Raw genomic sequence first — 17803 nt, 5'->3', positions numbered from 1 at the left:
CCCTTTCGCCGCTGTCCCCTTAGAAGCAAGCTTCCTTGGTTCTCGCTCGACTTGCATGCCTAATCCATGCCGCCAACGTTCATTCTGAGCCAGGATCAAACCCTTCAATTAAATATTTGCATGAACTCCAAGGCCGAAGCCCTAAAGTGGTTTAGCAAGTTAGCAATCGAATATGTTTGAACTAGCTACTTAAATTCAAAAAAAATTGAACTAGCTTGAGTTCAAAGTTGATCGTCTTTCTCAGCTGCCGAAACAGCCTCAAAAAACACAACCACCTTCGTTCTCAAACAGAGGTCACTACCAAATTGTCAAAGATCAAAAAGCTTTCGCTTCTCCCTGTCGACGTCAGTCGTGTCAGGTGAGAAGGATATGTTACCGCTTCTTGGCTTGGCGTCAAAGGGGCCAGGGGCGATTTCGAGTAGATTTTGCGAAGAAGAGTTGTAAGTGCTTACTGGAAAACGAGATAGAATTACCATGAAAAGCCTGGTAATCGACCGGGTAGCGGCTTTTAGGTTGGACTCGTGTTGGTGAAACCGCTTTTAGGCCTCGCTCTTTCACCTGTGATCGCCATGCTTTTTGGGCCTCACGCGCTTCGCTACTAGTTGCTTCACCATGGTGATGTTGCGGATGTCGTTACTCTCTGGTGGCGTTCGGCCATATTGAATGAGGAGGTGGCGGTCAGTTGGTTGCTTTCAGCTATCTCTTGAAACGTATTGCTCATCGCTTTTGGGGGAGTCGTTGTGAATAAGCGATTGCGGAAATGGCATATCGCCCATCATTACCGATACGAATGTTGATTGCCGGACTGGTACCGCTTTAGAGCCCTGAAAAGGCCGCCGCCTAGGAAGGTAAGCGTTCGTTCGGTTTCCGAAGGTATACCGCGCCGTTTTTGTGAAATGTCGGTTAGCGCATGTTGGTAATGCTGTAACCCTTTTTGTGATCGTGGGTTATGTGTTGTCGCTGCTTGGCCGAGCAGGCCTTGGCGGTGAAATCCGTTGACTAAGTAAGCAAGAGTGGACCGATAACGAGGTCTGTCTGGGTTCATCTGTCGGCCAGATTGAGCCCTATTTCAACAACGGGCTCTAAAAACGGTTCACCATGAATCAGGGTGTGTGCCAGATTTTACGGTGTGTCTTTGTTAAAATGATCGACTTGGTTTACGTTATTCCCCATTCACCTGTTTCTGCTCAGTCCAACCGAAGAAAGCAACTGTCATGATCTGTCGAGGCGTTCGCGGGGCCACTACGGTTACCCATAACCATCGGGACGAGATCCTGGAAGCGACACGACAGCTCATGGCTTTGATCATTCGCAGCAATGGAATCGATTCAAAAGATGTTGCCAGCGTTATCTTTACGGTCACAAGCGACCTGAATGCCGAGTTCCCGGCGTTGGCGGCTCGGCAGTTAGGGTGGATGGACGTACCGCTGATTTGCACCCACGAAATCAGTGTGCCAGGCTCGCTGCCGATGTGCGTCCGCATTCTGATGCACTGGAATACCGACAAAGCTCAAGACGCGATTCATCACGTTTACGTGCGCGATGCAGTCCGGTTGCGGCCAGACTTGTGCCCTGTGCCAGAGATCGATTGGAAAGAGCTAGAGCAGTGGATCGAACAGCAGATGGCCGGGATGAAATAGGCCCTTTCTACGTTTGGCCTTTCCTTTACGAGGGCTGACACGCCAGCGTTTGCTGCTCGGTAACGATGTAATGCATCGGTATGTCATGCGGTTGGGGCTGAATCGTGGGGACTAACTGGCACTCGAACGCGAGGGCAACTCTAAGGCATTCTGGTCTTAAGCGGCCCAAAAGACGGTCGAAATAACCTTTGCCGTAGCCTAAGCGGTTTCCCAACGGATCGAACCCAACGCCAGGGACAACCGCCAAGTCGAGCGATTGAGGATCAACATACCGCTCCGCTCGCAATTCTGGGTCAGGTTCGAGGATGCCATAGGCTCCTTTTTTCAGTTCGCTGATTTGCTTGAGGGGAAAGAGCCCCAATTGATAATCTGGCAAACAGTATGGAACCACCACTTCACCGACAGCCTGAAGCGTGTTTGTCAGAAGCGAGATTGTCTCGACTTCCTCTCGAATGCTGACATAAACGAGGCTGCGACTACTGCTTGTAAGGGGGAAAGCCTCGCGAAACCGGTTGCAAATCTTCTGACTCCGGTCGGTACGCTCAGGCAGCGACCGCCGGGCAGCGAGAAGCTCTTGCCGTAAGGCCTGTTTGGGGTGGGGAATTGGCGGTGGGGAGTTCAATTCGTCTGCCCCCATAGCAACAAGAAAAGGCTGCTTCGCATCCACCAGTAGTAAATCGCTGAAATAATACCCAGCAGAGCCACAATCAGCGCGACGATCCCCAGGAAGAAGACTGTCCAACGTGTGGCACTGCGGCGATGGTTTAAGAGATGCACACCGGCGATCGCAGCCACCAAGCCGAAAGGAATCGCCAAAATCGAATAAAAACCAAGCAAGATCGTCAATAGAGCCAGCGCTGAGGCACTCAAGCTTGGATAGTCTAATCGCTTTAAACTAAGGAATTCTTGGCCTTTGAGGAACGGGGCCAGGCGAGCTTCCGGGTTTGGTTCGGTCGGTTCTCCATCTTCTGCTTCTTCGGCAACGATTGCCTCGTAGACCGCATCGGTAGTCGAATCTTGAGGGGGGGCTGCGGCAACTACATAGGTCGCCAACACCGGAGACCTTCGAATGGGTGGAATTTGTGCCCCTTCGATGCGCTGGAATTGTGTACCGCACTTCCAGCAACGATTCACGGCTCCCATCAGTTGTTCGCCGCAGTTATTACAAGTGACGCTCATGAGTTGTGACCGGAATAGCCTGCGGGGTAATTAGCGACTTGGCTGTAAAAAAACGTATGTCTGGGGATTTGTCGAAGCTTGTGACAGGTTCGGAATCGGACTACCCTTAAAAGTTTACCGTGAATGGTAAGCTTTTTCCTTATCTTATCCCCCTGCCCCATCAACTCTCTGCGAAATCGTCGTTGGGCGGAATGTGCCTTGGGGTATCCACCGAACGAATCTGTGTGAAGGATTTTCACCTTGAAGACCAAGAAACTCGTGATTCATTTCTGCCTGATTTTAGGAGCGATTGCTGCGACTTGTTCGTGGTTGCCAGCCCAAGTTCCCGAGCCGGAAGTCCCCCAGTTAGCGCCTGCTTCCGATGAAGGAGAAAAGGCGATTGCCGGGTTTAAAGTGCCTGAAGGCTTCGACATGACGTTGTTCGCTGCCGAACCAATGATGGCCAATCCGGTTGTATTTTGCTTGGATGATTTCGGACGCGTTTACATCGCCGAGACCTACCGCCAAGGACAAGGTGTCGAGGATAACCGCAGCCACAACTATTGGTTGCTCGACGATCTCGCCGCACAAACGGTGGAAGATCGTCGCGCTTATATTCTGAAGCATCATCCCGAAGCGGCTCAGAAGTATACCCAACACGACGACCGAATTCGTCTTTTGGTCGATGCCGACGGCGACGGCAAGGCCGATCAAGCCACCGTCTTTTCCGCAGGCTACAACGATATCGTCCAAGGTACCGGGGCGGGCGTCTTGGCGCTCAATGGAGACGTCTACTACACCAACATTCCGCACGTCTGGAAACTGCGCGACACCGATGGCGATGGAGTCGCTGACGAGAAAGAGGCCCTCAGCGAAGGGTACGGCGTCCGTTTCGCTTTTCGCGGGCACGATTTGCACGGGCTAACGTTGGGCCCGGATGGGAAGATCTACTTCAGCATTGGCGACCGAGGCTACAACATTCAGTCCGATGGCGCAACGCTGAAAGATCCTGGTTCCGGGGCCGTGTTTCGCTGTAATCCGGATGGCTCGAATCTAGAGGTCTTCTGTACCGGTTTACGAAACCCGCAAGAGTTGGCCTTCGACGACTATGGCAATTTATTCACGTGCGATAACAACTCTGATAGTGGCGATCAGGCCCGCTGGCACTACCTGGTCAAGGGAGGTCATACCGGCTGGAACATGGCCTATCAGTATTTAAGCGATCGTGGGCCTTGGAATCGCGAGAAGCTGTGGCATCCCTATCACGAAGGCCAAGCAGCCTACATCGTTCCGCCGATCATCAACATCTCGGACGGGCCGAGCGGTTTGGTTTATTATCCGGGGACTGGGTTTGGTAAGGAGTTTGCCGGAACGTTCTTCCTCTGCGATTTTCGTGGGGCGCCAGGCAAAAGTGGGATTCGGACGTTTCGGATGAAGCCCAACGGGGCGACGTTCGAGTTGATTGACGATCAGCAATTCGTTTGGAAGATGCTGTGTACCGATGTCGACTTCGGGCCAGACGGGGCGATGTATATTAGCGACTGGGTCGACGGCTGGACCGGGCTGAACAAGGGACGTCTCTATCGGCTGACCAAAGCGAACCCCGACGATGCCCAATTGATTGCCGAAGTCAAAGAACTGCTGCCCAGTGACTTCTCGCAGAAGTCCGACGACGAACTGGTAAAGCTGCTGCAACATGTCGATCGTCGCGTTCGGATCAAAGCTCAATTCGCCCTGGCGGCAGCCAACAAGTTGAAGGTCTTGGAAGGGGTCGCTCAAGATGCCAGCATGCCTCAGTTGGCTCGTATTCATGCCATTTGGGGAATCGGGCAGATCGCCGACGGTCAGGCGAAAATTGCTCAGCGGGTTGAAACCGCAGGGCTGCTGTCGACGGTGTTGGTGAACGATGAAGATCCTGGAATCCGGGCTCAAGTAGGCCGCGTTCTGGGCGAATTACGCGTGATTTATGGGCTGCCAAAATTGCTAGAAGACGACAACCCGCGCGTCCTTTACTTTGCCATGCTGGGGCTGGGCAACGCAGGCCCACACGGCGATCCGAACCAAGTGATTGATCGTGTGGCGGCCATTCTCGCCAAGAATGCCGACCAAGATCCCGTTCTGCGGCATGCTGGCATCATGGCTTTGGCCGGGATGCGAAATATTCAATCACTTTCCGACTTAGCAAATCACCCTTCCCCCAGCGTTCGGATTGCGGCGGTGGTGGCCCTGCGTCGTTTGGAAAGCCCATCGGTCGTGCGATTTCTTTCCGATGGAAATGAACTGGTCGTGCTGGAAGCCGCGCGTGCGATTCACGACTTGCCAATGGAAAATGCTCTCGGACAACTTGCTCGTTTGAGTGATGCCGGTTGGAAGAACGATGCCCTTTTGCGACGTGTTTTGAATGCGAACTTCCGTTTAGGAGAGGCTGAAAACGCGGAAGCACTGGCTCGCTTTGCGACACGTAGCGACATGCCGGAAGCGATGCGTTTGGAAGCATTGGAAATGTTGGCTAATTGGAAAGAGCCAGGGGAACTTGATCGCGTGCTCAACTTCTATCGTCCGCTCGATAAACGAGACGAAGCGGTGGCTAAAACGGCGTTGGCACAATCGTTATCGAAGTTGCTGACGACGGACGAAATGGTCCGCAATCGGGCAGCCAAGTTGGCGGCTGAGATGGGGATTAAGGAAGTCGCCCCGGTGCTGATCGGTTTGGCGGGCGATGCCAAGCAGCCTTCGCAAACGCGGGCCGACGCACTCGTGGCTTTGGCGAACGTCGCCCCAGATCAAGTGCTGCCGCTTGTGAAAGAGGCTTTACAGTCCGAGACACCGCTGCTGCGTGCGACTGCCCGCGATCAACTGGCCAAGCTGACGCCAGCGGAAGCAGCCCAGGCACTCGCGGCTGGTGTTGAGGCTGATTCGACCATCGAACGTCAACACGCGTTGGCGACCTTGGCAAGCTTGAAGCCGGAAGGGGCCCAGGCAATCGTGGGCAAAGCAATGGAGAAACTGCTCGCTGGCGAACTGGCTGAAGATTCTCAGCTAGACACGATCGAAGCAGCTACGGCGTTCAAGGATTCGCCTGAGATTGCTTCGTTGCTGGAAAAGTATCGCCTTTCACTCGATCCGGCTGATCCTCTGGCCGAATATCGTGTGGCGTTACAAGGAGGTGATTTCGAGCGTGGTAAGAAGGTCTTCTTTGAGAAGACCGAGGTTTCGTGCGTGCGTTGTCATCGGGCGATGGGAACCGGTGGCCGCGTCGGTCCAGAGTTAGACGCGCTAAGTGAAACAAAGTCGCGTGAATACCTGATGGAGGCCGTGGTGTTGCCGAATGCCAAGATTGCTGAAGGGTTTGAGTCGATCTTGGTGCTTACCGTAGATGGTCAGACTTATTCTGGCGTGATCAAAGAGGAAACCGACGATGCGATTAGCCTGGTCGACGCTGATGGCAAGCTAATCACCATACCGCAAGACGATATCGAAGGACGCAAGAGTGCCAAGAGCCCGATGCCGGACGATATCTTCAAGCATCTCAGCAAGTCGGAACTGCGCGACTTGGTCGAGTTTCTCTCGAACTTGAAAGCCGATCCGCAAGCGGCCGGGCACGAGTAATCGCAAGGTTACTTGGTGCTCGCTTCGAAGAACTTCCATAGCTCGACCTCCGCGTCGAGCTGGCTGGTGTTCGGCCCGAGCATTTCTCTGGCCCGTTCTGGGATGTCGCGTTTGGTACCAGGCCAAGCGTGACCATGACCTTTGAGATAAAGAACGGTTAGCTCGGGGCCATTGTTCTGCGAGCGATAGCAAACTCGCTGCATAGCGTCATCGTCTTGAACGATGGTTTCCTTGGTTTGGCAGTTGATCGCTTGAGCCCACTTGGCTAAGAGGTCTTTGACGGGCGGCGTCGTCCTGGAGCCCCACGGCAAGTTCGACTTGCCTCCTGCCAGGGGAAGAAGGGGATCTGCGGTGCCAAAGATGAATAGCGTGGGTAGCGGTTTGGCTGGTTGAGGGTTGTCGATCGCTACCATGCCAGCCACGGTACCAATCGCCGCCAAACGGTCGGCCATTTCCGCACCTAAACGGAAGGTCATGCCGCCCCCGTTACTGTGCCCGGTGGCGAACACTTGGCTGGCGTCGTACGGGACTTTCTCTTTCAATTCATCGAGAAGCGTTCGAATGTAAGCGACGTCGTCGATCTTGCTGCGCGGCGACCCTTCGCGCAATTGGCCAGAATTCCAGAGGGGTGGATTGACCAAAAAGTTGCCCGCCAAGCGAGGCCGGGCAGGCAAGCCGGTGGGCGCGACCACGACAAATCCTTTTTCATCGGCCAGCTTGGCCCAGCCATCGTGAACGAGGATCGACTCGCCCCCACCGCCAGCCCCATGCAGCGCGATCACCAAGGGGGGAGGATTGTCGGCTTGGTAGCCTGGGGGAATGTGGACGAGTGCTGTGCGAAGATAACCTTCGGACTTGGTCGTCAGTTCAAATTGCCCTGGCCGTGGCTTGTCGGGTAACTCGGCGGCGTAGAAATCGCCTTGATTCGCCGCAAACCACCCCAAGCCAAAAGCAAACAGCAAAATCCAAATCGTGCGACGACGGAGCATGAATCTCCTTGCGGTAGTCCTGGTTGGGTGGTGAACTACGGAATATACCTGGCCGCCGCACGATTGGTTTCGCTATTTTGGTGGCTAGGTCCCGAGGATCACACCTCCATCAACGCGAATGGCCGCCCCGTTGGTGGCGCTCGATAAGGGAGAACAGTAGTAGGCCACCGTGTTGGCAACTTCCTCGACTTCGGCGAAACGCTGGATTAGCGAAGTCGGACGAACCGATTCAAAGAACTCTTTTTCGAATTCCTCTTGGGAGAGATTGGCATCCTTCGCCAATTCACCCACGAAACTCTCTACCCCTTCCGAAGCGGTCGGGCCTGGGAGGATCGCGTTGACGGTTACGTGTGTCCCCTTGGTCAGGCGGGCAATTCCATTGACTAACGCGAGATTCGCCGCTTTGGTCATCCCGTAATGAACCATTTCGGCGGGAATCTGTAAGGCACTTTCGCTCGAAACAAACAGCACGCGTCCCCAGTTTCGTTCGAGCATGCCAGGCAACAGGGCTCGTGTCAGGCGGACCCCAGACATCACGTTGACCTGGTAAAAGTGCTCCCAATCGGCATCAGGAGTTTCAACGAACGGCTTCGGTTCAAAGATGCCAGCGTTGTTGATCAAAATATCGACCTGCCCTGCTTCTTGCAGCAGCTTATCGCAGTCTGCGGCTGTGGAGACGTCTGCTGCGATGCCACGAACCCCGTGGCCGATGCTCTTGGCGGCCTTGTCGGTCGATTCCTGGCTCCGGCCATTCACAATCACGTTGGCCCCTTCCTGGGCCAAGACTTGGGCGATCGCGTAACCGATACCCTTGGTCGAGCCAGTGACGAGGGCGTTTTTGTTTTTAAGTTGCAAATCCATAGCTGCTCCTTGGGCAAACATAGCAGAGAACAATCAAGAAGTTATTCTCTGCGACATTGCCTAAGACAACTAGGTGGCTACATGACTCGGCTGTGGACTAGGAGCCGTTTTCGGGACCCCGTTGCTTGTAGCGGCGACTCGAACGTCACTCTCTTCCGCAGGCTTCTCTTGTTCGTTCGAGCTGTCACCGTGAATGTTATCGTGGAAGGTGCCGGGAGCGAAGAATTCGATGAAGCTCACCTTCATGGAATAACCTACCGGAACCAGGAACAGCACTAAAACCGTGGCAAAGATTTCGCCGAACGCGATGCTGGTAGCCATCGGAATCAATAGCTGAGCTTGCAGCGAGGTTTCGGTAAGCAGCGGCAGAAGCCCACCCACCGTGGTAATGGTGGTGAGCAGCACCGGGCGAAATCGTCGTGTACCGGCTTCCAGCAGGGCCTGTTTGATTGGCAGCCCTTGGTGGACACGTTGATTGATAAAGTCGACCAGCACAATCGAGTCGTTCACCACGATCCCGGTTAACGCCACCAAGCCAAACATGCTGAACAGGGTGAGCGGAATCCCCATAAACGCGTGACCAAACACGGCCCCGATCGCCCCGAAGGGAATGATGGCCAGGATCAGCAAGGGTTGGAAATACGATTTGAATTCAAAGGCCAGCAAGACGAACATCCCCAGCAAGGCAATGCCAAACCCAACTAAGAGGCTGCCGAGTGATTCCTGGCGTTGTTCGTTTTGCCCTTCCCAGCTCACACTGACGTCGGGAAATTCTTTGAGCAGCGTTGGCATGAAGTCTTGTTTCAAACTGGCAACAATCTCTCCTTCGTTGCCTGTCTTGCGATCGAGATCGGAGGAGATTTTGATCGAACGCTGTTGTTTCACGCGGTTGATTTCCGAGTAGCTGCGCACGATGTCGACTTCCGCCAATTCCGTAATCGGGCGTTCAATGCCGTCGTTAAGGCGAATCCGTAGTTCATCGAACGAGGTCAGACGATGTCGGTCCTTTTGAGGATAACGGACCATGATCTTCACTTCATGCCGGCCACGCTGCACCCGCATGACCTCTTGGCCGTAGAACGCATTGCGGACCGTTTCGGCCAGGTCGGCTGTGCTGACGCCAAGCGACTGGGCGTCGGGCTTGATGCGGAACCGATATTCCCACTTGCCGGGGATCGAGTCATCGGTGATATCTTTCAAGCCAGAATAGGTTTCAAGCTTGGCCTTGGTCTTTTCCACGGCAGCTTCCAACTGGTCCATGTGGTCGCTATCGGCTAGCAGGCGGAACTCGATGGGGGTGGCACCAGGCCCCATACCCATCGCCGCGATAGACAACGTTTCAGCACCAGGAATAAGGCCGACTTTTTCACGCCAATGGGTGACAATTTCTTCGCTGCTGATTTCACGGTCTTCAGTGTCTTGCAGCTCAATCTCGACACTGCCCACGTGGCTTCCACTGGCTTCGGTTGCACTAGCGCCAGGAGGGCCACCGCCAGAAACTTGCGAGCCAACGGTCCGGAAGGAAACTTGGCCAAGGCTTTCATTTTGCGGAGAAAGCTCTTCGTTCACTTTCCAGAACGCATCTTCGATGTACTTGGTCCATTGCTGCGTAACGCGCTCGGGCGTGCCATCAGGAAAAGTTACTTTCGCTTGAACCGTATTGCCGTCGATCTTGGGCATGAACTCGAACGGGGCCAAGCCTGAACGCACCAAACCGATGGTCAGCAGGATGATGCCAATCCCACCACCGCAGACAACCATGCGATTATGCAAGGTCCAATGAAGACTGGGTTCGTAGATGCGGCTGATGAACCAATCGAGAAAACGCGAAGTGGTGTTGCTTGCCCAGTGAATGATGGGCAGCATCCAGGAAAGAGGGAAAAGAACCCAACTCAAAACGGTCATTAACATGCCGTTCTTGTGGGCCAAGTGACACGGCAAAATGGTAATGCACTCGAACAGCGAAGCGATCAGGATGGCAATGATCGCCATCGGCATGACAGCCATGAACTTACCCATCACGCCGCTGACAAACAGCAGAGGCGTAAAGGCGATAACCGTGGTTGCCGTGGACGAGGCAACGGAGTTCATCACTTCGCTCGTACCGTCAATGGCCGAATCCATCAGCGGTTTGCCCATTTGCCGGTGAGCATAGATGTTTTCACCCACCACAATCGCATCATCCACCACAATGCCAAGGGCCATCAGGAACCCGAACATCGATATCATGTTCATCGTTTCGCCGGCAAAGTAAAGATAAACGCCGGCGGCAAAGATCGAGAAGGGAATCCCCATCGAGACCCACATCGCCAGTTCCAAATCAAGGAACAGAATCAGCAGGATGAACACGATCAATAGCCCATAGATCGCGTTTTCGATCAGCAAGTTGAGGCGACCACGCACTTCTACCGATTGGTCGCTCCAGGTCATAATCTCGTAACCGGTTGGAAGCTGGGCTTTGGCGACGTATTGCTTCACGGCGTCCACCATCATCAGCAGGTCTTCGTCCGAGCTGCGTGCGATAGTCAAAGCCATGGCCGGTTTGCCCATGATGTAGGCGCGATTGGTGGTATCGGCCAACTCATCGCGGACCATCCCCAGGTCACTCACCTTCAAGACGGCGCCGTCAAGCTGCGTGATCAATGGCAGTTCGCCAATTTCGGCACCGGTTGTGCGGCGGTTGTTCCCACGCAACAGCACTTCCTGCGATTCGCCACGAATGGTTCCCGCAGGGAGTTCGCGGTTCTCGCGCCGAATAAGTTCGGCCACGCTTTCCAGCGTTAAACCATGGGATCGGAGGGTCGCCTCTTCAATTTCGACGTCGATTTGATAATCGCGATTATTGATGAAGTCGACCTGAGAAACGCCATCCAGCTGGAGCAAGTCGTCGCGAACGTCTTCGGCGATCTGACGTAGTTCTAGCTGCGCATATTCCGAGTCGTTTTCTGGGCCGATGATTCCCACGCGTAAAACGGGACGGCGTGTGGTCACGCTGCGCACTTCAGGATCTTCTGCTTCCAGCGGGAAGCTCGGGATACGATCAATTTCGGAGCGGACTTCGTCGAGTACCCGATCAGGGCTTACCACCGACGATTCCAACTCGATGACAACACTGCCCACGCCTTCTGCGGCAACGGAAGTCACCTTCTTGATGCCATCGAGCGAGCGAATCGCTTCTTCAATCTTCTGGCAAATGCCTTCTTCCACTTCTTGCGGCGCAGCCCCGGGATAAGGAACCTGGACCAGGATCATATCCAAGTCGAAGTCCGGGAAGGTTTCTCGCTGCATGCCTTTCAAGCAGAAGAAGCCCACCACAATGGCCGTAACCATCAAGATATTCATGGCCGGCGTATTCGAGATCGCCCAACGAACGAGTCCTTGCATGCTTTACTCCTTCGCCTCAACGATTTTGACTTTGGCACCATTAAACGGCGAAGTGAGGGAGGAGACGACGATGCTTTCGCCAGGCAGAACGGCGTTTTCATCGGCATACACAATCGCCGAATCTCCCTGGGTGACCAGCACCGAAACTTGGCGACGGCGTAGCTTTTCGTCCTCGACAATCCACAACTGATTGCCAGGAAAGATTGCTGAGAGCGGCACGCGAACCAGCGGAGTGTTCAGCTTTACATTGACCTTGACTTGCACATACATGCCAACCATCAAGGTGGGGACGTTGGAAACCGGTTCTACCGTTTCCGTACCGTCTTGCTCGTTGACAACCAGCTTGCCGACTTGCATCGGGTTATCGACTTGGACACGACAAGGGATCATACGCGTCTGCTGGTCGATTTGGCCACCATCGTAGCGGGTTAGTCTGCCGCTCCAGACAAAGACATCTTTCCCCAGGCGATAGCGCACCGAGACGTCTGTCTCTGGCAATTCGTAAGCGCCTCGTTTGCTCGAATTTTCAGAGCCGAGGGCCGATTCCCACAGCCATTTCATTTGATAAGGCTGTAAGCTGCATTTGATTTCTAGTTTGGACGTATCGCGAATCGTGCAGAGAGCGGTTCCTTTTTGGAGGTAGCTGTCTTGCTCGAAGGTGTCTTCAACAACAATCCCATCGATGGGTGATTGAATGGAAGTTCGATCGAGCTGAAGCTTGGCCGCTGCGATTTCAGAGCGAATGCGATCGCATACACTTTGAAGACGGGCCTTAGTCGCACGCAGCAAATTAAGTTGGTCTTGATGGGTTTGCAGCGTGGTTCGGGCGGTGATTTCCGCTTGCTTCGCGTCGTCTACGCTGACCTCGGTTGTGGCTTTGCTTTTAAAGAGCTTCTCGAACCGCTCGCGGGATTTTTCCTGAATGGCGAGGTTTTCCTGAGCTAAGGCGATTTGGCCATTGGTTGAACTTATTTGGACGTCGGTCTCGGTGATGTTGTTGTTGGCTTGTTGCAGTTCTTCTTGGAGACGTTCTAGTTCTAGCTCGTAGTCACGCCGATCGATTAGGGCGACCGTGTCCCCCTTATGCACCATTCGCCCGACGCGAAAATCGCTCGGCTTGTCGGTAACGCGGCCAGCGACCTCGGCGGCCAACTGGATTTCGCGGTAGGGAACGACAACCCCGTCGACTTCGAATTGGATTTCTGAGTCTTCCAGTGCCGCAGGCGAGACGTTGACAATCCGGGTGTCATCGGGGGGCGGCTGGTCAGGCTTCGATTGGCCTTTCCCTAAGATGAAAAACGCGGCCACCCCTGCCCCAATCAGTGTCACCGAAAAAAGGGACTTGAGGGCCAGCTCCGTAAAATTGGTGGTCTTCTCCATAGAATGATCTCGTGGTTCGAAAGGAGCCGATAGGGTGTATTAGGACAAGGTCAATGCTACAATTAAACACGTGTTTAATTCGATCGTATCCTAACTTTCCAAAAAAACAATCTCGATCGCCGGTTTTTTTCATGAGTTCACCCCCGCTTGAGGCGAAACAGCGCTTGCTCTTGGCAGCAATCCACGAGTTTGCCCTGCATGGTTACGATCATGGAACGGTTCGTCGTATTTGCGGTCGGGCCGATGTGAACGTCAATGCGGTGAAGTATTACTTCACCGACAAGCGTGGGCTGTACGTCGAGGCGGTGAAGGAGGCCCATCGCTCCCGGCATCAAGCTATAGCAAACGGCAATCTCTTCATCCCCCCTGACGACGAACTCGAAATGGAGCCTGCGGTTCGTTTGAAAGCGTTTATCTTTCAAATGGTGAAGATGGCAATGGATGCTCAGGATCGTACCGATTATCGGCATTTGCTGATCTTTCGCGAACTAGCCAATCCTTCGGAGGCCACACAGCATATCGTGCAAGAGTTCATTCGCCCCCATTTCGAGCGGCTCAACGGTATTTTGCTGCAGCTTTTGCCACCAGAGACCCCATTGGTTGAACGCCGTTTACTGGCCTTTAGCGTGGTGGGACAATGCATGCATTACAAAATGGCCGGGCGAATTATCGAGATGTTGGTTTCTCCGGAAGAATATCAAGAGCTCACCGCCGAACGCATCGCCGAGCACATTTACAACGTCATCCAGGCCGCGATCTGGCAGAAGCACCAAGCTAGGGCGTAGCCGACTGCTAACCTTGCGGGGGCTACCAAGACTGTGAATCGTTGATTGCTTGTTCCAGAATGGCGACCACGGTGTTGGGATCGTACGGCTTGCGAACGTAAAACCGTGCCCCGCTCCGCCGCGTCTGCTGCACCATGTTTCCTTCGCCGCTGGCACTCAGGATAATGATCGGAATCTCGCGTGTTTGGTCGGCGTCGGAAAGTTGGGCGCAAACGTCCAGCCCGCAAATATCGGGCAAGTTGACATCTAGCAAAATGGCCGCCGGCCGTTGTTTGACGGCCAGAGACATGCACTCGCAGCCCATGTGCGTGACAATCGGATCGAAGCCACGTTTGCGGACAAACAACGCGAGAGACTCGCAAATATCGGGTTCATCATCGCAGATGAGAATTTCTCCCCGGTAATCAATGGTCGGGGTGGATTCCAATTCCGGGATGGCATCGGCAATCATGATTGGCCTCCGCTAGTGGCGCTTAATGCTGGGATTACTCGGCGTATACAAGCTTGCCATCTGGGCGGATGTTGTCAAAACAAAACGGTTGCGAAAAGGCAACGTTTTGGCCGGCCTTGGTCCTTAAAATCGGCCAAGTCAGCGGTATTCGGAATTAGCGCTGTTTCCAGTCAATATTGTTCAACTGGCACAAAGCCAATTCCAGGGCATGCGTCCCCAGGCGACCGTGTCCTTGGGCTTTCACCGCTTGGTAAAGCTGTTCCGCCAAGGCCAAGCCAGGCATAGCGATTCCCATTTTTCGGGCTTCGGCGAGGGCGATGCCCATATCTTTAATAAAGTGCTCGACGAAGAAGCCAGGATCGAAATTGTTGTTGATGATCCGCGGGCCGAGATTCGAGAGATTCCAACTGCCAGCCGCGCCAGAGCTAACACTTTGCATGACCTTTTCCAGGTCGAGGCCGGCTTTGTAGCCGTATAGTAGCGCTTCGCAAACGCCAATCATGCCGGAAGCGATCAACGTTTGATTCACCATTTTGGTGTGTTGCCCGGCACCTGGGCCCCCTTGGTGAACGATGGTTTTGCCCATTGCTTCCCAGCAAGGTGTCAAAGCGGCAACGATCGCTTCGTCGCCCCCGATCATGATCGAAAGCCGGGCCTCTTTCGCGCCGATGTCGCCGCCAGAGACGGGCGCGTCGATGCCGTGAACCCCTTGCTGTTGCGCTGCTTCGGCGATCTCGGCGGCCAAAGTCGGTTCGCTGGTCGTCATGTCGACAATCACGTTGCCTGCTTTACTGCCCGCTAAGACCCCTTCTGCACCGAGAATCACTTCCCGCACATCTTGCGGAAAACCAACGATCGTAAAAACGACGTCACTGGCCTCGGCAACTTGTTGGGGCGTATCGGCCCACGTGGCTCCTTGGCCGAGCAATGCTTCCGCTTTCGATTTTGTGCGATTGTAGACCGTGGCCGAGAAGCCTTTTTCGATCAAGTGACCACACATGCTGGAACCCATAACGCCGGTACCAATCCAGCCGATTTTCGTGGTTCCGGGAGCAATCTTAAGCGAAGACATCAAACACTCTTTCCTGCAGGGTTAGGCAATTCAGCAAGCGAGACCAAACCGAGTGGCATGGCTCGCAAGAATAACGGGGAAGATCGCCCGCTGGGCAATCTGGGAGGGAGCGTCGCGGAACGTTTAGCTGCGACGAGGGAATTTGGGCCGATTGATAATCTCGCCCAGAATAAATGCGTTGCGAACTTTTTCTGGCTCACGGAACATGGCCGCGATCTGCGCGCCCGCGTTGGAACCTTGCGACGGGTGTTCGGAATCGTAGTTGTACGATTCGGCTTCTTCGTATTGGAATTCTTCCGTCGTGTTCTCCGCGCGGGCGTACGCTTGGTCGCTGCGGGATGTTTGTTGCTCAGCAGGCTGGCCGAACGATTGTGTTTCAATCGCGGAAGGGGCCAAGTGACGGTCGCGAAGCGTTTCTGGAGCTGTTTCGGCCACAACAAAATCGTCCGCCGATTGCGCATCGACCGATTCCGCAGTGGTGCGCGAAGAAGTGCCCCCCCGTCGACTTTGTTCCAAGAAGTCGGCGATCTCTCGTTCGAGGTCTGATTGAGGTTCCCGCCGGCGGTTGCCTGCTGCGTTTCCGCGGTCGTCTTGCACGGCTTTCCCTCCAAGTAGTTGTAACAAATAGGGGCCAACCATGAACAATACGACCAGCCCGATCTTGATCAGGGATTCAAGTCCATCAAAGTCGGCGGCTAGTAAATTCCAGTTTCCCACAATCAATCCTGGTAAGGGAACTATTTCTGTGCGTTGGTCGAGGCATTGCTGGATGTGGCAATCGACTTCCGCATGTCTGTGTCGGCTTGCACGTTACGCAGCGAGTAGTAGTCCATGATGCTTAGTTGGCCGGTGCGGAATGCTTCGGCAATTGCTTTGGGAACTTCCGCTTCGGCATCCACCACCATCGCGCGGGCATTTTCAATTTCGGCCAGGTTCTCGCGTTCTTCGGCGACTGCCATCGCTCGGCGGCCTTCTGCACGGGCTCGGGCGACTTGCGTGTCGGCTTCGGCCTGATCGGCTTGCAGGCGGGCACCGATGTTCTCACCCACATCGATATCGGCAATATCGATGGATACAATCTCGAACGCCGTGTTGGCATCTAAGCGGCGAGAAAGCACGGCCTTCGAGATCAGGTCAGGGTTTTCTAGCACTTGCGAGTGGGTGTCTGCCGAACCAATCGCACTGACAATGCCTTCTCCCACACGACCGATGATCGTTTCTTCCGTCGCCCCACCGATCAACCGTTGTAGGTTGGCCCGTACCGTCACGCGGGCTTTGACCTTCAATTGAATCCCGTTCTTGGCCATCGCGTCGAGGGAGGTTCGCTTGGCGTTGCGGGGTGGGCAGTCGATCACCTTGGGATAGACGCTCGTCTGGACTGCTTCCAAAACATCGCGGCCGGCCAGGTCGATCGCCGTGGCTTCGCGGAAGGTGAGCTGAATGGTTTTGGCTTTGTTGGCGGCGATCATCGATTTGATAACCTGCGGCACGTTACCACCAGCCAGATAGTGGGCTTCCAGAGCTTTCGAGGTAATCCCGGACGAGTCCCCCAGGCCAGCTTGCACGGCCATGATTTTCCCCCGCACAATCATCTTGGCGTTGACGTTACGGATGGTCATGGCCATCAAATCGACCAGCGTGATGCCTGCCCCGGTCCAGATCGATTGTATCCAGAGACGGAAAAAGAATGCCACAATGCCCAGAATCACCAGCATCATCAAGATTACGATCAGTAACCCAATGATGATCATGTTGGTCCCCCAACTGGCGGCCAGGAGAGCGGTGGATGCAATGAGGTTTAGCATAGGGGATTTATCAATTTCCACGGAGAGTGACGAATATCAGCCACTTGTTATGCCATTCTGGCGGGGAAAGTCAAGCAAAGGGATCATCTTCAAAGATATCGTCATTTAGCGAACTAAGCGATTTGGTCGGACTGGGCTCGGGGGAAGAAACGCTTTCCTGCTCCTCTTCGTCAACCTTTGTTACCAAGACGTGGTTCCCTTCTACTTCGACAACTTCAACCAGATCCCCTTTCTCGGCGGGGGAGCCAATAATCACGACGTCATATTGTTGCCCATCGATCTCGGCAATTCCGCCGGGCAGCAAGCGGCTGCGGGCGATGCCTCGTTGCCCGACGAGTGCATTGCGGGTGGCCCGCTCTTGATCGTCTTCTTCGGTGTCGATCGCCGAATCGAGCAGCACCATCCTTCCGATGGGCGTATATGGCCAGACACGCATTGCCATCCCAATAATTACGGGGACAAGCACAACCGTAGCCGCCAGGAAAGCGGTTCCGGTGGCCATATCACACTTCAAATAGGCATAGATTACCGAAGCAACCATCGAAACGGCCGCGACAAAACCGAGCACTCCAGCGGAAGGGATGAATACCTCTAAGGCCGCCAGGCATAAACCTGAAACGAGCAATATTAGGGCAATCATCAGGGGAGACATTGTCGCTTCCTCGGGGG

14 protein-coding genes and 1 rRNA gene are annotated in these 17803 nt (G+C 54.4%); 3 read left to right on the top strand and 12 right to left on the bottom strand.

Annotated features, from left to right (window positions below):
* Window positions 1-111: ribosomal RNA gene (locus DTL42_RS00425) — 16S ribosomal RNA — on the bottom strand; the annotation flags it as partial.
* Window positions 112-1214: 1103 nt separating this feature from the next.
* Here DTL42_RS00425 and aroH point away from each other — a divergent pair.
* Entirely contained in the window at window positions 1215-1640 is a 426-nt protein-coding gene (gene aroH, locus DTL42_RS00420) for a chorismate mutase (protein ID WP_114366696.1), read from the top strand.
* 25 nt (window positions 1641-1665) lie between these two features.
* On the opposite strand, the gene DTL42_RS00415 is transcribed toward aroH, so the two are convergent.
* Complete coding sequence (locus DTL42_RS00415) at window positions 1666-2262, bottom strand: 5-formyltetrahydrofolate cyclo-ligase (RefSeq protein ID WP_158545176.1); 597 nt, start codon at window positions 2260-2262, stop codon at window positions 1666-1668.
* The gene (locus DTL42_RS00410; RefSeq protein ID WP_147274104.1) at window positions 2259-2819 is read right to left on the bottom strand and encodes a hypothetical protein; all 561 of its coding nucleotides are present in this window, start codon (window positions 2817-2819) and stop codon (window positions 2259-2261) included. Before DTL42_RS00410 ends, DTL42_RS00415 begins: the two co-directional genes overlap by 4 nt.
* 240 nt (window positions 2820-3059) lie before the next feature.
* On the opposite strand from DTL42_RS00410, the gene DTL42_RS00405 reads away from it, so the two are divergent.
* The gene (locus tag DTL42_RS00405) at window positions 3060-6407 is read left to right on the top strand and encodes a PVC-type heme-binding CxxCH protein (RefSeq protein ID WP_234824018.1); all 3348 of its coding nucleotides are present in this window, start codon (window positions 3060-3062) and stop codon (window positions 6405-6407) included.
* Window positions 6408-6415: 8 nt separating this feature from the next.
* Here the strand turns inward: DTL42_RS00405 and DTL42_RS00400 are convergent, their stop codons facing one another.
* From DTL42_RS00400 to DTL42_RS00385, 4 genes are all read right to left on the bottom strand, one after another.
* Window positions 6416-7396: an alpha/beta hydrolase family esterase gene (locus DTL42_RS00400; protein WP_114366693.1), complete on the bottom strand. Its 981-nt coding sequence runs from the start codon at window positions 7394-7396 to the stop codon at window positions 6416-6418.
* 84 nt (window positions 7397-7480) lie between these two features.
* Window positions 7481-8257, bottom strand: coding sequence for an SDR family NAD(P)-dependent oxidoreductase (locus DTL42_RS00395; protein ID WP_114366692.1), 777 nt, complete (start codon window positions 8255-8257; stop codon window positions 7481-7483).
* A 69-nt stretch (window positions 8258-8326) separates the two neighbouring features.
* Window positions 8327-11641: an efflux RND transporter permease subunit gene (locus DTL42_RS00390; RefSeq protein ID WP_114366691.1), complete on the bottom strand. Its 3315-nt coding sequence runs from the start codon at window positions 11639-11641 to the stop codon at window positions 8327-8329.
* Between the two features lie 3 nt (window positions 11642-11644).
* On the bottom strand, window positions 11645-13021 hold the full coding sequence (locus DTL42_RS00385; RefSeq protein ID WP_114366690.1) for an efflux RND transporter periplasmic adaptor subunit: 1377 nt from the start codon (window positions 13019-13021) through the stop codon (window positions 11645-11647).
* 131 nt (window positions 13022-13152) lie between these two features.
* On the opposite strand from DTL42_RS00385, the gene DTL42_RS00380 reads away from it, so the two are divergent.
* Window positions 13153-13806, top strand: a complete 654-nt coding sequence (locus DTL42_RS00380) for a CerR family C-terminal domain-containing protein (protein ID WP_158545175.1) — start codon at window positions 13153-13155, stop codon at window positions 13804-13806.
* Window positions 13807-13828: 22 nt separating this feature from the next.
* On the opposite strand, the gene DTL42_RS00375 is transcribed toward DTL42_RS00380, so the two are convergent.
* The 5 genes from DTL42_RS00375 to DTL42_RS00355 all read right to left on the bottom strand — a co-directional run bounded on the left by DTL42_RS00375 (window position 13829) and on the right by DTL42_RS00355 (window position 17786).
* Window positions 13829-14257, bottom strand: a complete 429-nt coding sequence (locus DTL42_RS00375) for a response regulator (RefSeq protein ID WP_114366688.1) — start codon at window positions 14255-14257, stop codon at window positions 13829-13831.
* Between the two features lie 154 nt (window positions 14258-14411).
* The gene (locus DTL42_RS00370; protein ID WP_114366687.1) at window positions 14412-15329 is read right to left on the bottom strand and encodes an NAD(P)-dependent oxidoreductase; all 918 of its coding nucleotides are present in this window, start codon (window positions 15327-15329) and stop codon (window positions 14412-14414) included.
* A gap of 123 nt (window positions 15330-15452) precedes the next feature.
* On the bottom strand, window positions 15453-16046 hold the full coding sequence (locus DTL42_RS00365) for a hypothetical protein (RefSeq protein ID WP_114366686.1): 594 nt from the start codon (window positions 16044-16046) through the stop codon (window positions 15453-15455).
* Between the two features lie 20 nt (window positions 16047-16066).
* Window positions 16067-17134 carry a flotillin-like protein FloA gene (gene floA / locus DTL42_RS00360; RefSeq protein ID WP_114366685.1) on the bottom strand — a complete coding sequence of 356 codons (1068 nt, stop codon included), beginning with the start codon at window positions 17132-17134 and terminating at the stop codon, window positions 16067-16069.
* Between the two features lie 70 nt (window positions 17135-17204).
* Window positions 17205-17786 carry an NfeD family protein gene (locus DTL42_RS00355; protein ID WP_114366684.1) on the bottom strand — a complete coding sequence of 194 codons (582 nt, stop codon included), beginning with the start codon at window positions 17784-17786 and terminating at the stop codon, window positions 17205-17207.
* Window positions 17787-17803: the final 17 nt, after the last annotated feature.

The sequence above is a fragment of the Bremerella cremea genome, from assembly GCF_003335505.1.
In the GTDB taxonomy this organism is placed as follows: Bacteria; Planctomycetota; Planctomycetia; order Pirellulales; family Pirellulaceae; genus Bremerella; species Bremerella cremea_A.
The sequence above is the reverse complement of the archived record's forward strand: the minus strand, read 5'-3'. Positions and strand labels throughout refer to the sequence as shown.

What these genes read in the sequence shown, in the direction of transcription:
- aroH (WP_114366696.1), top strand. Translation starts at nt 1,215, where the DNA reads ATGATCTGTCGAGGCGTTCGCGGGGCCACTACGGTTACCCATAACCAT.
- DTL42_RS00410 (WP_147274104.1), bottom strand. Translation starts at nt 2,819, where the DNA reads ATGAGCGTCACTTGTAATAACTGCGGCGAACAACTGATGGGAGCCGTG.
- DTL42_RS00400 (WP_114366693.1), bottom strand. Translation starts at nt 7,396, where the DNA reads ATGCTCCGTCGTCGCACGATTTGGATTTTGCTGTTTGCTTTTGGCTTG.
- DTL42_RS00395 (WP_114366692.1), bottom strand. Translation starts at nt 8,257, where the DNA reads ATGGATTTGCAACTTAAAAACAAAAACGCCCTCGTCACTGGCTCGACC.
- DTL42_RS00390 (WP_114366691.1), bottom strand. Translation starts at nt 11,641, where the DNA reads ATGCAAGGACTCGTTCGTTGGGCGATCTCGAATACGCCGGCCATGAAT.
- DTL42_RS00385 (WP_114366690.1), bottom strand. Translation starts at nt 13,021, where the DNA reads ATGGAGAAGACCACCAATTTTACGGAGCTGGCCCTCAAGTCCCTTTTT.
- DTL42_RS00380 (WP_158545175.1), top strand. Translation starts at nt 13,153, where the DNA reads ATGAGTTCACCCCCGCTTGAGGCGAAACAGCGCTTGCTCTTGGCAGCA.
- DTL42_RS00375 (WP_114366688.1), bottom strand. Translation starts at nt 14,257, where the DNA reads ATGATTGCCGATGCCATCCCGGAATTGGAATCCACCCCGACCATTGAT.
- DTL42_RS00370 (WP_114366687.1), bottom strand. Translation starts at nt 15,329, where the DNA reads ATGTCTTCGCTTAAGATTGCTCCCGGAACCACGAAAATCGGCTGGATT.
- floA (WP_114366685.1), bottom strand. Translation starts at nt 17,134, where the DNA reads ATGCTAAACCTCATTGCATCCACCGCTCTCCTGGCCGCCAGTTGGGGG.
- DTL42_RS00355 (WP_114366684.1), bottom strand. Translation starts at nt 17,786, where the DNA reads ATGTCTCCCCTGATGATTGCCCTAATATTGCTCGTTTCAGGTTTATGC.